We start from the raw sequence: 15,242 nt of genomic DNA on the forward strand, positions 1-15,242 counted from the left end.
TGTGGAGGGGACTCGCGCATGAGCGATTTGGAAACCACCGTCACCGTCATCGACGCGGCAGCCCGAGCGCATGTCGGGGTGATTCTGTGGAGCAACCCTGGCATCGGAAAGTCCAGTGTGGTAAGGGCTTTGGCGTCGGCCGATGGGGTTCCGATGGAAACCGTGATCGGGTCGCAACGTGAGCCGGTGGATATCGCCGGTTGGCCGATGGTCGATGACGGCGTTGTCCGTCTGGCGCTCCCCGACTGGGCCAGAAACCTTGTGGACGCCAACGGCGGGTACCTGTTTCTTGACGAGCTGACGACATGCTCGCCAAGCGTCCGCGCTGCCATGCTCACTGTGATTCAGGAACGGATGGTTGGCCGCGTCAAGCTGCCAGATGCGGTCAGGATCGTGGCAGCGGCCAACCCGCCCGATTGTGCGGCAGGTGGCGATGACCTGGACGCTCCGACCGCGAATCGGTTCCTACACATCGAGTTTGAGCCGACCGCCGACGAATGGCTGACCGGTCTGCGGACCAATTTCGCGTCCTTGCCAGCGTCGCGGGCGGTGGCGGCTGACGTTGCACGCCTGGCTGAGGAAATCGGTGCGCTGGCCGCATTCATCGAAGCGCGCCCGAATCTTCGCAACCGGATGCCGACCGTGGACGAGGCGGCAGGACGGCCCTGGCCGTCGCATCGGTCCTGGCATTCGCTGGCGCGAGTGCTCACACATCTACGCCAAGACGACACGGCAGCGATCGCGGCTGCAGCGATGGGCCTGGTCGGTGATGGCGCGGGCAGCGAGTTCGTGCAGTGGCGGGCAAGCGTGGACCTTCCGGCTGTTGCCGACGTGATCGCTGACCCGTCGATCGTGGACTGGGCTGGTGCTCGCCCTGATCGATTGTGGGCGGTGTTGAGCGGCGTGGTGGCGTGGGCGTCGAGCAAGGGCACCAAGGATGCGTGGATGACCGCGTGGGGGCCGCTGGTGGAGGCCGCAACCCACGGCGCTCCGGACGTGGCGGGCGCTGCCGCCCGCGCGTTGAGCGTGGCGATGCCGCCCGGTGCCAAGCCCCCTGCATCTGCGCGGCGATTCAAGGACGTGATGATCGCGGCAGGTCTGGACGAGGGGAACGCGGCGTGATCGAGGTCAGGGCATTGGACGCTGACGAATGGCGCAGGCTGCGGCTAGCGCGTATGGCTGCTGTCGAGACAATGCCCTACTTCGCTCATGCCCTGTTCGCGCTGACACCGGTCGCCGCCCCCGGTCTTGGCACGTTCGCGGTGGATGGTGCGATGAGGTTGTACTGCGACCCAAAGATGTTGGGCACCAACGAGGGATGGACCATTTCTGAGTCTGGGGCGGTTCTGCTCCACGAAGTCGGCCACGTCATCCGCGCCCATTCCGCTCGGGCCGATGCGTTGGGATATCCACTGCACCACAAGATGTGGAACTTCGCTGCCGACGCCGAAATCAACGACGACCTGATCGCGGCTGGACTAGCTTTGCCCGGAAGCCCTGTGACTCCGCACGGCATTGGCTGTGAGGACGGGCACGCTGCCGAGGTCTACTACCGGCATCTGGTGCCGCCCGGTACGCCGTGCAACGACCCGAACGATTCCGACGACGAGGACGGGTACGGATGCGGTTCGGGCGCAGGGGATTTGCCGGTGCCTGGGGAGCTGCCTGCTCACGTAGACCTGGGCAGCGGGCCGGGGCTATCGGGCGCGGCAGTGGACCTGGTGAGGGTTGCCGTTGCAGAGGCCGTGCAGCGCGAGCTGCAGACCGGAGGTATGGGGCGCGGAACCGTCCCAGCGGGCATGGCCCGCTGGGCGCAACGCCAACTCGCCCCGGCAGTAGTTCCTTGGCCCAAGGTACTGCGTGCTGCAGTACGTCGCTCTGTGGAGGACCAGGCGGGGCAAGTGCACCATTCGTGGCGTCGACCTAACCGCCGCGCACCGGCTGGACTGCTGTTGCCGACGCTGCGGGCACCCAAGATCGCCGTCGACCTGGTCATCGATACGTCGGGGTCAATGGGGGAGGACGACCTGGCCGCTGCCTTGTCGGAAACGAGAGCGGTACTGCGCCGCACCGGAGCGACTGTTCGGGTGGTGTGCTGCGACGCTGCGGCCACAGCACCACGGCAGGTTCGCTCGATTGACGACGTGACGCTGACTGGTGGGGGCGGCACCGACTTGCGGGTCGGGATCGATGCGTCGTTGGCCGCGCGGCCAGCTGCCAACGTCGTCGTGGTGTTCACCGATGGCGGCACGCCGTGGCACGAACACCGGTTGGCGGTGCCGATGATCGTGGCCCTGATCGGCAAGCACGCGGTTGATACCACGCCAGCATGGGCCAAGACGGTTCATGTCACCCCGATGGCGGTGGCCGCGTGAGCAAGCAGACTCGTGCACTCGGGTTCGTACAGTGGGCCGAGTCGCTGCTGGCTGGCACCGGATGGTCGCTCGACACTGTTGGCCAGGCTGCCGACCGTGACCGCGACGACCTCGCGACGGCGGCATTGGCAGATGGGTTCGCTGCCGCTGCGTGCGGCCTGGCAGAGGCGAATACCCGAGCGGACGACGCGGGGTGAGCGCAGCGCTGTTCGACCTCGCGTTGCGGGTGGCCGCGCGCGAGCGCTGTAGTCCCGTTCCCCGGCTGCTACATAACCCAGCGCCGGTGCGGGACAACGTGGTGGCAGTTGGTGTGCGCCGCGTGGGGACGGCTGTGCACGTACGGGCGGCGGGCCCTGACGGGCACATTGAGACCGGCAGCGGGCCAGCCGGATTGGCCGCACTGGTGCGGGCTGCCGGATCTTCGGGTTGCGGCCTGGGAACGGGACCGACTGCGCTGATCGCAACGTCAGCGGCGCTGCGGTCGCTGGCAGGGTTGGCCTGCGCCTACGCTGACCCAGCTCGTTGCGGCGATCCCGATGTTGCGGCGGGATCGGCGCTGGCCGGATGGTGGGTGGAACGCGCCGCGCATCCAGGGACCACAGCGGTAGCGAACGTGTTGGCAATCTCGCGACAGCGGTTCGTTCTCGGTGTCACTCCCGGTGCTGATCATGCGGCGGTGTGGCGGCGGGCGCTGGCGGTGCCTGCTGGCCTGGGCGGTCTGCACGCGTGGCATCGCGCGGTGACTGGCGGGCCAGTACTGCCGGGATTGGATGCGCTACGCGAGGACGACGACTGGCTACTGGGGATTCACCAGGAATGTCTCTCGGAGGGGCGTTCGTGGGACCGGGCAGAGACGTTGCACCTTGCAGCGGCGAGATTGGCGAGTCGGTGCGATGCCGCAGACCTCTACGACGCGGCGCTGCTAGGCGACCCGCTGTGGCGGGCACGCGGCGTGCACACCGGATTCGTCTGTCACGGCGAAGCCGTGATCGGGGCAGGACCGCAAGGAAAGCGGGTCACGATCCGAGCGGATCGGCTCGACACCCGGTTAAAGCCGGGAACCGCAGTCGTCGGATGGCCGGGAGTACCAATGTCTGTGATGCCCGATACCGGAAATCGGTTCAGCGGTCAAGTTTTCGATACGTCGGTGACCGAGGACGGCGCGTTGATGGTGACGATCGGCGGACTGCGACGTGGGTATCGGCCCGCAGCCGGGGAACGGGTCACGGTGATGCCCGCACCACCGTCGATATCCACGATCCGATCACGACGCATAGCGATGGCCCGCCTGTACAAGCGTCGGTTCTCATGGCTCTCACAGGGCGTCACGCCGACCGCTGCGCGCCGCCCGGTGCCGTTGGCGGTCATGATCGCAGCCGCCGACGAGGCAGACACCACGGAGGAATGAAATGCGCACATTGCCAGGTGGATTCACCGCACCGACACCAGAGTCACCCAGCATCGCAAGCCTGCCACCGGGTCAGGCCGCCAGTGCGGCGCCGGTGGCAGCGCCGATAGCTACAGATTGGCCCGGGCGCGACCTGCTGGACTCGCCGATGCTGGCGCGGGTGCTACTGGCGGTCTGGGGCGGGGACGCGGCGACGATGGTGGCCGCAGCGCCTGGGAGCGGCAAGTCCCGCTTGGTCGCTCGGCTGGGCAGCGCGCTTACACACCGAGTGGGGCTACGGGTTGCCGTGGCCGCGCAGACCCGCGAGCAAGCCGCCGAGTTGGCGCGGCGCATCACTGCACTCAGCGACCGGGCGTCATTGATCGTGTCCAGTAGCGGAAAGAAGCCCGTCGCGATCGACGGCATCCGCACCGTGGCGGGGGCCAGCGTGCGCTGGCAGCACTCGACGGGCGGTGAAATCCTGATCGGCACAGCGGCGCGCTGGCTCTACGTCGATCCGAACATGGCCGGTGCCGACGTGCTCCTGGTCGATGAAGCGTGGCAATGCACCTACGCCGACCTGGGAGCGTTGGGAGCACTGGCTCGACAGGTGGTCTGCGTTGGTGACCCCGGCCAAGTAGCACCGGTGGTGACCGGATCGACACAACGGTGGGAGGGGCAGGCCACCGGCCCCCATCAACCCGCCCCTGACGCCTTACTGGCAGCCCACGGCGATGCGATCACCGTGCACCAGCTCACCAACTCCTGGCGGCTTGGGCCGCAGACCTGTGCGCTGGTGTCACGGCACTTCTACCCACAGATGCCGTTCACATCGCGCCGACCAAACGAAGCGGTCATCGCACCGGACGGCACCGTTCTCCCCGAAATCGTCAGCCGTTCAATCGAAGCCCGCAACGGGCCGACCGATCCAGCACTGTTGACCGCTCTGGCCGATCGTGTGCGAGAGCTGACCGGGCACGATTACCGGCACGGCGGTGGGCAGGAACCACTCACCGCGCAGGACATAGCAGTCGCCGTACCTCATGTCGCGCAGGCCGGGGCGGTACGAGCGCTCCTGGCCGACATGCCTGACGTTCTTGTCGGCACCGTAAATGCCTTGCAGGGATTGGAACGTGCTGCGGTGGTCGCCCTGCATCCGATGGCCGGATACCGCAGTGTGGAACCGTTCGCCCTCGATGCTGGACGAATGTGCGTGACCCTCACCCGGCACCGCGCACACCTGACCATCCTCACCGACCCGGCTACAGCTGCGCTGCTCGATACCGCGCGGGGAGATGAACAGGCAGCCCAAGCGCGGGCGGTGCTAGACGAGCTGTAAGGACGGGACGCCGGCGAGGGGATGGCCGGCGTCCCAACCCCTCCCCGCCGCTGGGGTTGGCCCGGTGGTTTCTTCCTATTTGAGCCACGGGCGGCGGCGGCAGAGGGGGGAGGAGAGGCGGCCGGCGGCGGGGGAGGGGTCAGTGCAAGTGAACTGTCGGCGCCCGTATGTAGGGTGATTCGCATTGGGCACACCAATCGGGTGGCCCGATGATCCCGAAAGGGGATTCAAGGCATGTGTGTTGAATGGGTACTTCAGCGGTTGGGTGTTCGTCGGTCGGTCGGACTAAGAGACCGCGAGGCCGTCATGTGCGCGGCGACATCCGAAGCTGTCCGAACGAAGACGGTGCGGATCCGTTGGCAAGAAATATCGGACCACGAGGCGGTGCTGCGGGTGGTGGTTGATTTCGATCGGGACAACCGCGACCTCGAAAACGGGCTGGCGGAACTCAAGGATTGGGCCGCGTATCGATTCCTGGGGGTTGAGCGGGAAGTGATTGAGGTCTGTGATGTCGAGGATGACCCGAATGCAGAGTTCTTCGATCCTCCGACATACCGCGACTGACCGGCGAAAGCCGCATATGCTGGCACAAGCGGGTGGTTGTCAGTGGTGGCTGATAGCGTGATCTGTGATAGGGCAAGCCATTCGGGCAGGCCCGGACAGACCCGAAGGGGTGCGTCGTGGAGGATCCCCAGTTTTACCTTGGCACGCATATGCCGGGATGGATCGGCACCGTTGCGGCGCCGTTGTTCGTGTCGCATCGTCGACTGGCTCCGCGTCGCTCCCTGCCGAAGGCGCTGGCCGGCTGGGCTCTGGACAGCGGGGGGTTCTCTGAACTTTCGCTGTTCGGCGGCTGGCGCACCACCCCTTGGGAATACCATGAAGCCGTCAAGCGGTATGACATCGAGATTGGCCGGTTGGAGTGGGCAGCACCGCAAGACTGGATGTGTGAAAGTGAAATGATCACGCGGACAGGGCTATCTGTCGAGGAGCACCAGCGCCGCACGGTCGCCAACTTTATCGAACTGGGACAGCTGTGGAGCAACGATGAGACCGAGGGCCTAAACCCCGAAGCGCCGTATATGCCTGTCCTGCAGGGGCAGTCAGTTCGTGACTACATTCGCTGCTGGGACATGTACGGCGAGGCGGGCGTGGATCTCGGAAACTACCCGCTCGTCGGTGTCGGTTCGGTCTGCCGGCGCCAGCACTCTGAGGAAATCCACGATGTGATCGCGGCGCTCCGCGACCGCGATGAGGAAATTCCCTTGCACGGCTTCGGGGTCAAGCGTGCCGGCCTACAGCGCTACGGGCATCTTCTGGCCAGTGCTGACAGCCTGTCATGGAGCTTCAACGCTCGCCGCAATCCACCGCTGCCAGGGTGTACCCACGCGAGCTGCTCGAACTGTGTGCGCTGGGCGCTGCGTTGGCGAGGATTCGATTGAGGATCTGGCAGGGCTGATCGCGGGCGAGCCTAAGGGCGAACTGTCGGGGGCTGACACTCAGGCTGATGTAGACCGCCGTGCAGGGTGGGGCGCGCATGCGCTTGTCGGCTATGCGAGTCATATGCGCTGCCTGCGAGGAGATATCGAAACGGTGGTTCATGACATGTTTGGCGATCTGCGGCACCTTATCGACGCGCTGGGCTTGGATTGGGAGGCGGCAGTAGAGACGGCGGAGCGGAACTACCGGTACGAGATTCTCGGCCAGCTGTAGCGGAAGGCACGTCGAGGGCTGCTGCTAACAGCCCTTGACGTGCTCACCGCACCCTGCCCCTGCCCTCTCCCCGCCGCCGGAGTGGGCAGGGTATTTCTACTTTAAAATCCCGCGGCTGCGGCGCGGCGGCGAGCTCGTTCGGTCGTCGTCATCACTGGTCGTGGTCTCTCGCCGGCATACTTTGTCGCTTATGTGGTGTGTCGGTGGGTGGTAGTAATCTCGGTTGCTGAGGGGCAGGCCACACGGGCAAGGCCCCACTGCTATGGACCGAAGGGCAGTTAGCGGAAATGACATTGACGATTTCACACAGCCACAAGGCCGGCACGCTGATCGCCGGCACACGTCGTGGGGACGGCACTGCTGAAGTGCTGAAGGCGATCGTGAATCCCCGCACGGGCAGAGCGCGCGCGTGGAGATGGTCGCGCAACGTGGGCAGCTGGTACGTGCAACGCTCGCGAGACGTGGATGCCAACACTGACTTGATCGAGGCGACGGAGATCGCGTTGGAGGCCGCAGGGTTCACCGTGGCTGTCAATATCGACGACTCGCGCCGGTCGACGGCCGAGGTGGAGGCCGACAAGGTAACCCGCCAGGCGGTGCGGGTCGATGCTCTCGACGACGCGGCACGCAGGAAGGAAGCCGTTGCCGAGGCGGCTGATGCCCGAGCACGCGAGCTGTCCGAACGAATGCCACTGGGGCAACCGATTCTCGTGGACCACTACTCGGCGCCGAGGATGCGTAAGGCATATGACGAGATCGAGAAGGCCGCCCGAACAAGCCTTTCCGCCTATCAGGAGGCGAAGTCCGCTGGTGCCAAGGCTGAGGCTGCGAGTACGACGTCAGCTCACAGGTATGCCCCGGGAGTGATTCGACGCAGGATCGAAAGGCTGGAGGCCCAACTGCGGGGCCATGAACGAACCCGTGACGGTCACACTCGGACGCTGTTTGTCGACGGGGCAGGAATCAGCCACGTCGACACTGTCGAGGCGGCCGAAGGGGAGCACCGCGAGCGTGTATTGGCCGCGATCTCACGTGTCACCGACGAAATCGGCTACTGGCGGGGCGAGCTGGACAAGGCGGCGGCCGTCGGTGCACAGCTGTGGGATGCCTCGACAATCGAGGTTGGAGACAAGATCCGCTTCATGGGCGACATGTGGGCGACCGTAGCGAAGGTCAACGCGAAGAGCGTGGGACTGGTCGGGCGCAGTGGCCGGCTGCCGTACAACCGGATCAAGGACGTCCAGACCGGCAGTGGCGACGTGGTGCGCATTGTTGCCGGCGCGCGCGTGATCGGGGCCGACCAGTGAGCGCGGTTGAGGTGGATTTGATCGATGGTGCGTTGTGGGTCGACCCGGCGCAGATTCCCGCTGCGATCGTCGCGATGGAAAAGGCACTCGAGGTGACAGCGGGTACTGGACGCGACACCCTGATCGAGCTGGGCTTCACGCTGACGGTGGATGACGTCAACTTTGCAGTGACCGATTTCCGGGGTGTGTTGGATGGCCCAGCCGATGCGGCTTTGCACGCTCTGGCTCCCTACTCGAAGGACTACAGTGCGCTGCATTGGGAAGACGACAACGGTGTTCGGTGGCGCTACATATTTCGCGCCGGAGAGCTGATCGAACAGGTGCCCGGCAAGCTGTGGCGTGACGTTGACGATCGCACACGTCGGTGTGGCGGTGTGTTGGCGCCGTTGACGATCAGGCGGTCTCCGGAGTTGTTCGAGCAGTGGTGGAAGGAGTCGGGCCGCGCGGCTGACATCACCGAAAGCCTAGCCATGCTGGAGCTGCTCAGCGAAACACCCCAGTGCCTCCACAGCCTGGTGTTGGAGATATTCCAGACAGACCCGTCGGGGGCGATGTGGCTGCAGGTGGACGGACTGGGACGCGGCGTAGGGGTCGACTACGTAATGCTCGACATTGACCCGAGCTTTGACCCGAACGGTGTTGCTGACGGGGTCACTGTAGTCCTGTCGTTACGCGCAATCTGCGCTGACGAGCAGACATTCTGGGTGCAAGTTCCGGTGTATGTCGACAAGCCGCATCGTGCTCTTCTGCCTGCGACATTCGACGACCCGGCCGCGGCGGTGGCCAGCGTGGTGGATGCGGCGCTGGCACTGGTCAACAGTGAGATCACTGAGCGAGACAAGTTCACCTTTGGTGCGCGAGACGTCACGGAGCCGTGATGGTGTGCGGGACGCTGAAAGGCGTTGGGGCGGAGCGTAACGTGCTGCCCCAACGTCTGTATCTCTGATCTGCGTTGTCGGTGGGGCGAGATACCATTTGGAGACGTTGGCGAGCCATTCGGGCGCGCCGTCGATCCCGTGAAGGGGAGAAATCATGTTCTCTGTCAAGTCTCCGTCCGGCCTTATCGCGCTATTGCCGATGATGCTGGGCTATACCCCTGAGCAATCCCTGGTGTTGGCCCTGGTTCAGCGAGGACGACTCGGTGTGGTTATGCGGGTCGAGCTCGGCGACGCCGCCGGAGGCGCCGATGCGTTGGCCGAGCTGGCAAGTCGACAAGACGCCGACAGCGCAATCGCGGTGATCGTATCTGCTGAGGCCGCGACCGATCGCGTGCCGCCGACGGCCTACCGCGTGCTGGCGGAGGCTCTGGCATCGGCTTTGCGGAAGCGCGGAATTGAGCTGCTGGCGGCCCATGTAGCTGACCAGATCACAGACGGAGGGCAGTGGCGATGCATCGACGGGTGCGGTGCGGGCGGTGTCCTCAGCGGGGTTACGCGCCCGGGACCGACGGAGGCCGGCCGCCGCGTTTACGGCAGTCGCGCGGAGCTGGTGGCAGCGCTGCAACCAGCTCCGTCCCGGGTCGCACAGGTGATGCCGCTGATCGGTGAGCCGGTCGCAGTGAGAGATCGCGATAGCGCTGTCGGGCGGGTGACGTCGATCGTCGAGAAGATGGGTCGTGAGGGGACGGTCTTAGATGCTGACCTGGCGGAGGTGGCCGTGCTGTTGCTCAACATCGAAGTGCGCGAAATGTTACTGATCGCTGCGGCGGCGCCAGAGTTGGCGGTGGCCGCTGGTGCGTTGTGGGAGTCGATGGTGGCTGCACTATCGGGGCGGTTTCGTACCGAAGCGCTTGTCATGTACGCCGTATCGGCTTACATGCGTGGTGAGGGCGTGATAGCCAACGAGGCTTTGACCGCAGCTTTAGCTGAGTCGCCCGATCACGTTCTGGCGCAGCGCCTGCTCGCCGCTGTCAGTCGCGGAATGCACCCGGACCATCTGCAGGTGATTCTGTCTGGACTTCCCTCGGTGGACGAGATCCGGATGCCGGCGGCGAGTAGCGCCGCCTAAGAGGCGCGGCCTCGGCGGGTCCTCGCCTGGACGTAGAACCCGCCGAGGACCCGACCCGACCCCTCCCCGCCGCCGGGGTGGGTCGGGCTGTTTAGTCCCATTGCGTCAGAAAGTGGTTCGACGACGACGACGAAGACTCCATCGCCCCGGTGTCGTCGCGCGTGCCTGCTTTGTCGGTGGGGTTGGTTACACTGAGTTGCGTTGGGCCTCGCCAGTCGGGTGAGCCCTGATCTCCCGGAAGGGGAATAGTGGGTATGTCTTCGGCATCTGTTGCAGCGCTGAGTGGTTCGAAGGGCAAGGGGAAGCTGCGGCTGGCGCGTCAGGCGGTGGCTGCGGTGCGCACCGTTGCGGAGTTGGGCGGGGCCGCTCCCGATGATCTCCAGCGCGAGAAGCTGGAAGCGTTTCCGGGCTGGGGACCTGTAGCGAAGCTGTTCGATCCCGACCCGACCGGAGCGTGGGCGAAGCTGATCGATGATCTGGACGAAAGCGCCAGCGATGATATGACGGGCGCCGGCCGAGTGGTCGATACGTCGTTCTTCACACCCCCTGAGCTCATTGCCTCGATCTACAACCTGTTGCGCACTGCTGGGTTCGCCGGAGGAACGGTACTGGACCTAGGGTGCGGCTCGGGCAGGTTCCTTCGCCACGCGCCGACTGACCTGCCGATCCGCCTGACCGGGGTCGACGTCGATCCGACTTCGGTCAAGATCGCTCGTGCGCTGCACCCCGGTCACACCTTCATCTTGGGGGAACTGCAAAAGGTATCCCTGCCGCACAAGCGGTTTGACGTGGCTGTCGGAAACATCCCGTTTTCGTCTGCCAACGTGCATGACGGCGCGATGCGCTATTACGGGTCGCTGCACGAGTATTTCCTGCGGCGGGCGGTGGCAGCAGTGCGGCCCGGCGGTTACGTCGTGGTGGTGACGTCGCGCTACTCGCTTGATGCAACGCACGGCCTGTCCGACGAGATACGGCAGTCTGCGGACTTGCTCGCGGCGGTCCGCCTGCCGTCCGGCTATTTCAGTGGTGAGGGGACCAATGTGGTTGCCGATGTCTTGGTGCTGCGAGTACGCGATGAGGCGGACCGTGAAGTGGGCTGGGATCCCGGCGACCAGCCGACGGTGACGCTCGATGGGACCGTGTCGGGGCGTTACAGCTGCACGCGGGTGAGCCGGTTCTGGGACGAACACCCCGAACTTGTCGCAGGTGAGATGCGGCTGACCGGGTTTGACCGGGAACCCTTGGCGGTGGCGGCTGCTGACCCCGCAGCTGAGGTGTCACGCGCGTTCGCCGCGGTGACGCCGCTGTTGATCGGCTATACGGCCGATGAGTGCCCCGTGGATGATCTGTCCGATGTGGTGCTAGAAGACGCGCAGGGCCGCAAGGAGGGGTCATTGCATGTGGTGGATGGCCAGGTGGTCCGGGTTGTTGAGGGCGAACTGGAACCCGTGTCCCGTGCGAGTGCGGAACTTCGAGCGCTCATCGGGCTGCGGGACGCCGCGGTGGCACTGGTCGAAGCAGAGGCGGATTGGGCCCGGCCGGACACCGAGGTCGAGCAACTGCGGGACACCTGCCGGCAGGTGTACTCGGACTATGTCGAGCGCTTCGGTGGCCTCAATCGTGGTGTCTTGGCCTACGGCAAGCCTGACAGTGAAAGTGGTGAGCCTCGCATCGCTTGGCGGGTTGCGACGTTGGGCGGGTTCCGGTCTGACCCGGATTCCCCGATTGTGCTTGCCTTGGAGGAGTTCGACCAGGACACAGGTGACACTAAGCCCGCACCGATCCTGATGCACAGGGTCAACCGGCGACCGGTGCCGGCTACCCGGGCTGATACTGCTGGTGAAGCATTGGCGATCAGCCTTGGGGAGGGGCGCGGCCTGGATCTCATCAGAATCGCCAATCTGCTCGGCCTCGCTGGTCCAGACGAGGCATTCTCCGCACTAGGGGAACTGGCCTACCGTGACCCGGTCGACGGGAGGCCGATTATTGCCCGTGACTATCTGTCGGGCAACGTTCGCGCCAAGCTGCGCGAGGCGCTGGCTGCGGCCGCTGCCGACAGTAGCTTTGAACGCAACGTCTCGGCGCTGACGGAAGTGCAGCCGCCGTGGCTGGGGCGCAACGAGATCCGAATCGAGCTCGGCTCGCCGTGGGTCACCGCCACAGATATCGCCGACTTCTGTGAAGATACGTTCGGATACCGAGCCCGGGTGCAGCACGTCGCGCCGCTGGCGGCCTGGGAAGTCGAGGGTCATCGGTTATCGAACGAAGCGAAGTTGGCGTACTGCACCACACGTCTGGGTGCGTTCGAACTGCTCCAGATTGGTCTAAACGGGGCCGCCCCCATCGTGTTTGATGAGTACTTCGACGAGGTGAGCCGGTCAAACAAGCGGGTCCGCAACGCCGATGAGACGGAGGCGGCTGAACAGAAGCTTGCCAAGATCGCCGAGCAGTTTTCAATCTGGGTGTGGCAGGACGCAGCTCGGGAGAGCCGTATCGTTGAGCGGTACAACAACACGATGAATGCGCATGTGCTGCGTCGGCATGACGGGTCGCACCTGACATTCCCCGGCTTGGCCGAGGGCATCGAGTTGTGGCCGCATCAGAAGGACTTTGTCGACCGTGCCGTGTCGTCCCCTTGTGCGTTTGCTGCGCACGAAGTCGGGCTTGGCAAGACAAAGTCGGCTATCGCGGTAGCGATGACGCTTCGACAGTTCGGACTAGCCAATCGTGTTGCCTGCGTCGTGCCAAATCATCTGATAGAGCAGATAACCCGAGAAGCGTACCAGACCTGGCCATCGGGCCGGTTCCTGATTGTCAGTCGCGCTGATCTGCATCGCGACGCTCGCCGGCGGTTTGCTGCGCGCGTTGCTACAGGCGATTGGGATCTGGTCATAATGACCCACGAGACCTTCTCATCGATTCCCGTCCCCGCAAGGGTGGAGCGGGCCTGGCGTGACGAACAGTTGGCCGAGTTGGAGAACTACGGCCGCGTCTCGGGCTACTCCGGCAAGCGCATTGCCGCGGCCGTGCGGTCTCAGCAAGCCAGGATTGAGCGGCTTCGCGATTCGGTGAATGATCCGAATGCACTGACGTTTCCGATGCTCGGGCTGGACTACCTGATCATTGACGAAGCTGACCGTTTCCGCAGGCTTCAGGTGAATACACGCGCAGAGGGCTTCAGCCTGGGGCAGTCGAAGCGGGCCGAAGACCTGCGGTTGAAGATTGCCATGCTGCGCCAAGCCAACCCCGACCGGCCATTCGTGACAATGATGACGGGCACCCCGTTTACCAACACCCTGGCCGAGGGATATGTTTGGCAGCAGTTCATGGCTCCCGAGCAGCTGAGAGAAACTGGCCTTGGGCATTTTGACGCATGGGCGGCGCAGTTCGTGCGCTATGAGGTCATCGTCGAGACCAGTCCTGACGGTGGCGGGTTCCGCAGTAAGCGCCGGCCGTCGGTGATTCAGAACGTGCCCGAACTGCGAACCATGCTTTCGTCGTTCATGTCGATGGTTCGGGCTGAGGACACTGGACTGAAGCGACCGACGCCACTGCGCTACACCCACATCAGCCAGCCCACAGAACCGACCGGCCAGTTCATGGACACGCTTGTGGACCGGGCCGATGATCTGCGGGCACGCCGCGTGGGCCCGGAGCAGGACAACATGCTGTTGATCTGCGGAGATGGCCGCAAGGTGGCATTGGACCCGCACCTAGTCGGGATTGGCGGGGGCGCACCGAAGTTGGAAACCGTTGCCGTCAAGGTGGCAGAGATCTACCACGAGACGAAGAGCACCATCTACCACGGTTCAGATAATCCGGGAGGGTTCCAGCTGGTGCTCTGCGATCTTGGAACGCCGAAGAAGGACGACCCGCAGACCTACGGACGCATCCGAGCGGGCTTGATCAAGCAGGGAATCCCGTCGAGCATGATTCGGTTCGTGCACGAGGCGAGCACCCCGAAGGCTCGTGAAGCATTGTTCGCCGCATGCCGCGATGGACGCGTCGCGGTGTTGATCGGAAGTACTTCAAAGGTCGGTATTGGCACCAACATTCAGAACCGGCTCCATTCGCTTCACCACGTCGATCCAACGTGGACGGCAGCGGCGTGGGAGCAGCGCAATGGCCGCGGGATTCGGAACGGAAACCAACACGAAGAGGTGGGGATTCATTCCTACGTGGTCGAAAATACGTTTGACGCCTACATGTTTGGCACGGTCGAGCGGAAGTCGCGCGGTTTCGAGCAGCTGTACCGCAGTGACGGGCAGGCCCGGGAGATCGAGGACATTGGGGAGGCGACGCTGAGTTTCGGGGAGCTGAAGGCTGCGGCAGCCGGAAACGACCTCCTGTTGCGCCAGCACACGTTAACGACCCAGATCCGCAAGCTACGGCTGGCGCATGTATCAGTGCAACAGAACGTGCGCGCACTGTTCAACCAGGCCGCGCGCGCCGACGACCGGGCGGATGCATCCGAGTCGCGAGTGCTGCGCCTGGTGTCGCTGGCCGAGCATCTCCCCACCATGGCGGGGATCAATTTGGAGGATTCGGCTAATGCGGTGTGCGGTACGGGGCGGGGTGCTGTCAGCCTGCACTACAGCCGATGGACAGATCGCCGCGTGGCGATCCGGTTCGTCGATATGGACCCGGGTTATCGGCTGGATCTCAGTTTCGACTACCAGAATGTGTGGTCTGCGAAGCTGCCGCCGAAGGTTCGGCGGAGCGGCGCTGCGGCCGTGCGAGAGTGGGCCGAGCGCACGGTAGCCGATTGGATCAACCGTATCGGCGATGAGATCGCCAGCACCCGTGGGCAAGCCGAACAGGATCGGCGGCAGGCGACCGACGCGCGGGCGACCGCATCGGCGGCAGAGATCACCGAGCCCGATGAGTTGGTGGCGGCGCGCGTAGAACTGGAACGGGTCAACCAAGCGATCGCAGAGGAACTGCGCGCCACCGACAAGGCTGCTGCCGCTGCGTAGAACCCGGCTGAGCTGAGTTTCAGGTAAGCAGCAGCTAATGCGGCTAGTGAGCGGTTGCCAGACAGCGTGACGAAAGGGGAGGACGCGCCGGGCGGCGGGTCCTCCCCTTCCCGTGGCTGGAATGGGTGTGGGTGGCGG

11 protein-coding genes are annotated in these 15,242 nt (G+C 64.7%); all 11 read left to right on the forward strand.

Annotated elements, in window-relative coordinates; all coding sequences use genetic code 11:
* Window positions 1-18: 18 nt before the first annotated feature.
* The 11 genes from ACNQVK_RS03060 (at window position 19) to ACNQVK_RS03110 (ending at window position 15,104) form a co-directional block, all read left to right on the forward strand.
* Entirely contained in the window at window positions 19-1,122 is a 1,104-nt protein-coding gene (locus tag ACNQVK_RS03060; RefSeq protein WP_418028533.1) for an AAA family ATPase, read from the forward strand.
* Complete coding sequence (locus ACNQVK_RS03065) at window positions 1,119-2,375, forward strand: DUF2201 family putative metallopeptidase (RefSeq protein ID WP_418028534.1); 1,257 nt, start codon at window positions 1,119-1,121, stop codon at window positions 2,373-2,375. The genes ACNQVK_RS03060 and ACNQVK_RS03065 overlap by 4 nt, the downstream gene beginning before the upstream one ends.
* On the forward strand, window positions 2,372-2,572 hold the full coding sequence (locus ACNQVK_RS03070; RefSeq protein WP_418028535.1) for a chemotaxis protein: 201 nt from the start codon (window positions 2,372-2,374) through the stop codon (window positions 2,570-2,572). Before ACNQVK_RS03065 ends, ACNQVK_RS03070 begins: the two co-directional genes overlap by 4 nt.
* On the forward strand, window positions 2,569-3,783 hold the full coding sequence (locus ACNQVK_RS03075) for a hypothetical protein (protein ID WP_418028536.1): 1,215 nt from the start codon (window positions 2,569-2,571) through the stop codon (window positions 3,781-3,783). The genes ACNQVK_RS03070 and ACNQVK_RS03075 overlap by 4 nt, the downstream gene beginning before the upstream one ends.
* Window position 3,784: 1 nt before the next feature.
* A complete protein-coding gene (locus tag ACNQVK_RS03080) occupies window positions 3,785-5,101 on the forward strand; it encodes an AAA family ATPase (RefSeq protein WP_418028537.1) in 1,317 nt (438 codons plus the stop codon).
* 234 nt (window positions 5,102-5,335) lie between these two features.
* Window positions 5,336-5,665, forward strand: coding sequence for a hypothetical protein (locus ACNQVK_RS03085; protein WP_418028538.1), 330 nt, complete (start codon window positions 5,336-5,338; stop codon window positions 5,663-5,665).
* 116 nt (window positions 5,666-5,781) lie between these two features.
* Complete coding sequence (locus ACNQVK_RS03090; protein ID WP_418028539.1) at window positions 5,782-6,543, forward strand: hypothetical protein; 762 nt, start codon at window positions 5,782-5,784, stop codon at window positions 6,541-6,543.
* 558 nt (window positions 6,544-7,101) lie between these two features.
* Window positions 7,102-8,121: a DUF3560 domain-containing protein gene (locus ACNQVK_RS03095; RefSeq protein WP_418028540.1), complete on the forward strand. Its 1,020-nt coding sequence runs from the start codon at window positions 7,102-7,104 to the stop codon at window positions 8,119-8,121.
* Window positions 8,118-8,999, forward strand: coding sequence for a hypothetical protein (locus ACNQVK_RS03100; protein ID WP_418028541.1), 882 nt, complete (start codon window positions 8,118-8,120; stop codon window positions 8,997-8,999). The genes ACNQVK_RS03095 and ACNQVK_RS03100 overlap by 4 nt, the downstream gene beginning before the upstream one ends.
* A 154-nt stretch (window positions 9,000-9,153) precedes the next feature.
* Window positions 9,154-10,128 (forward strand): DUF4192 domain-containing protein, encoded by a 975-nt coding sequence (locus ACNQVK_RS03105; protein ID WP_418028542.1) that lies wholly within the window; start codon window positions 9,154-9,156, stop codon window positions 10,126-10,128.
* A 254-nt stretch (window positions 10,129-10,382) separates the two neighbouring features.
* A complete protein-coding gene (locus ACNQVK_RS03110) occupies window positions 10,383-15,104 on the forward strand; it encodes a methyltransferase domain-containing protein (protein WP_418028543.1) in 4,722 nt (1,573 codons plus the stop codon).
* Window positions 15,105-15,242 lie beyond the last annotated feature (138 nt).

Origin of the sequence: Mycobacterium sp. 134, assembly GCF_048282715.1 — a bacterium.
Lineage (GTDB): Bacteria > Actinomycetota > Actinomycetes > Mycobacteriales > Mycobacteriaceae > Mycobacterium > Mycobacterium septicum.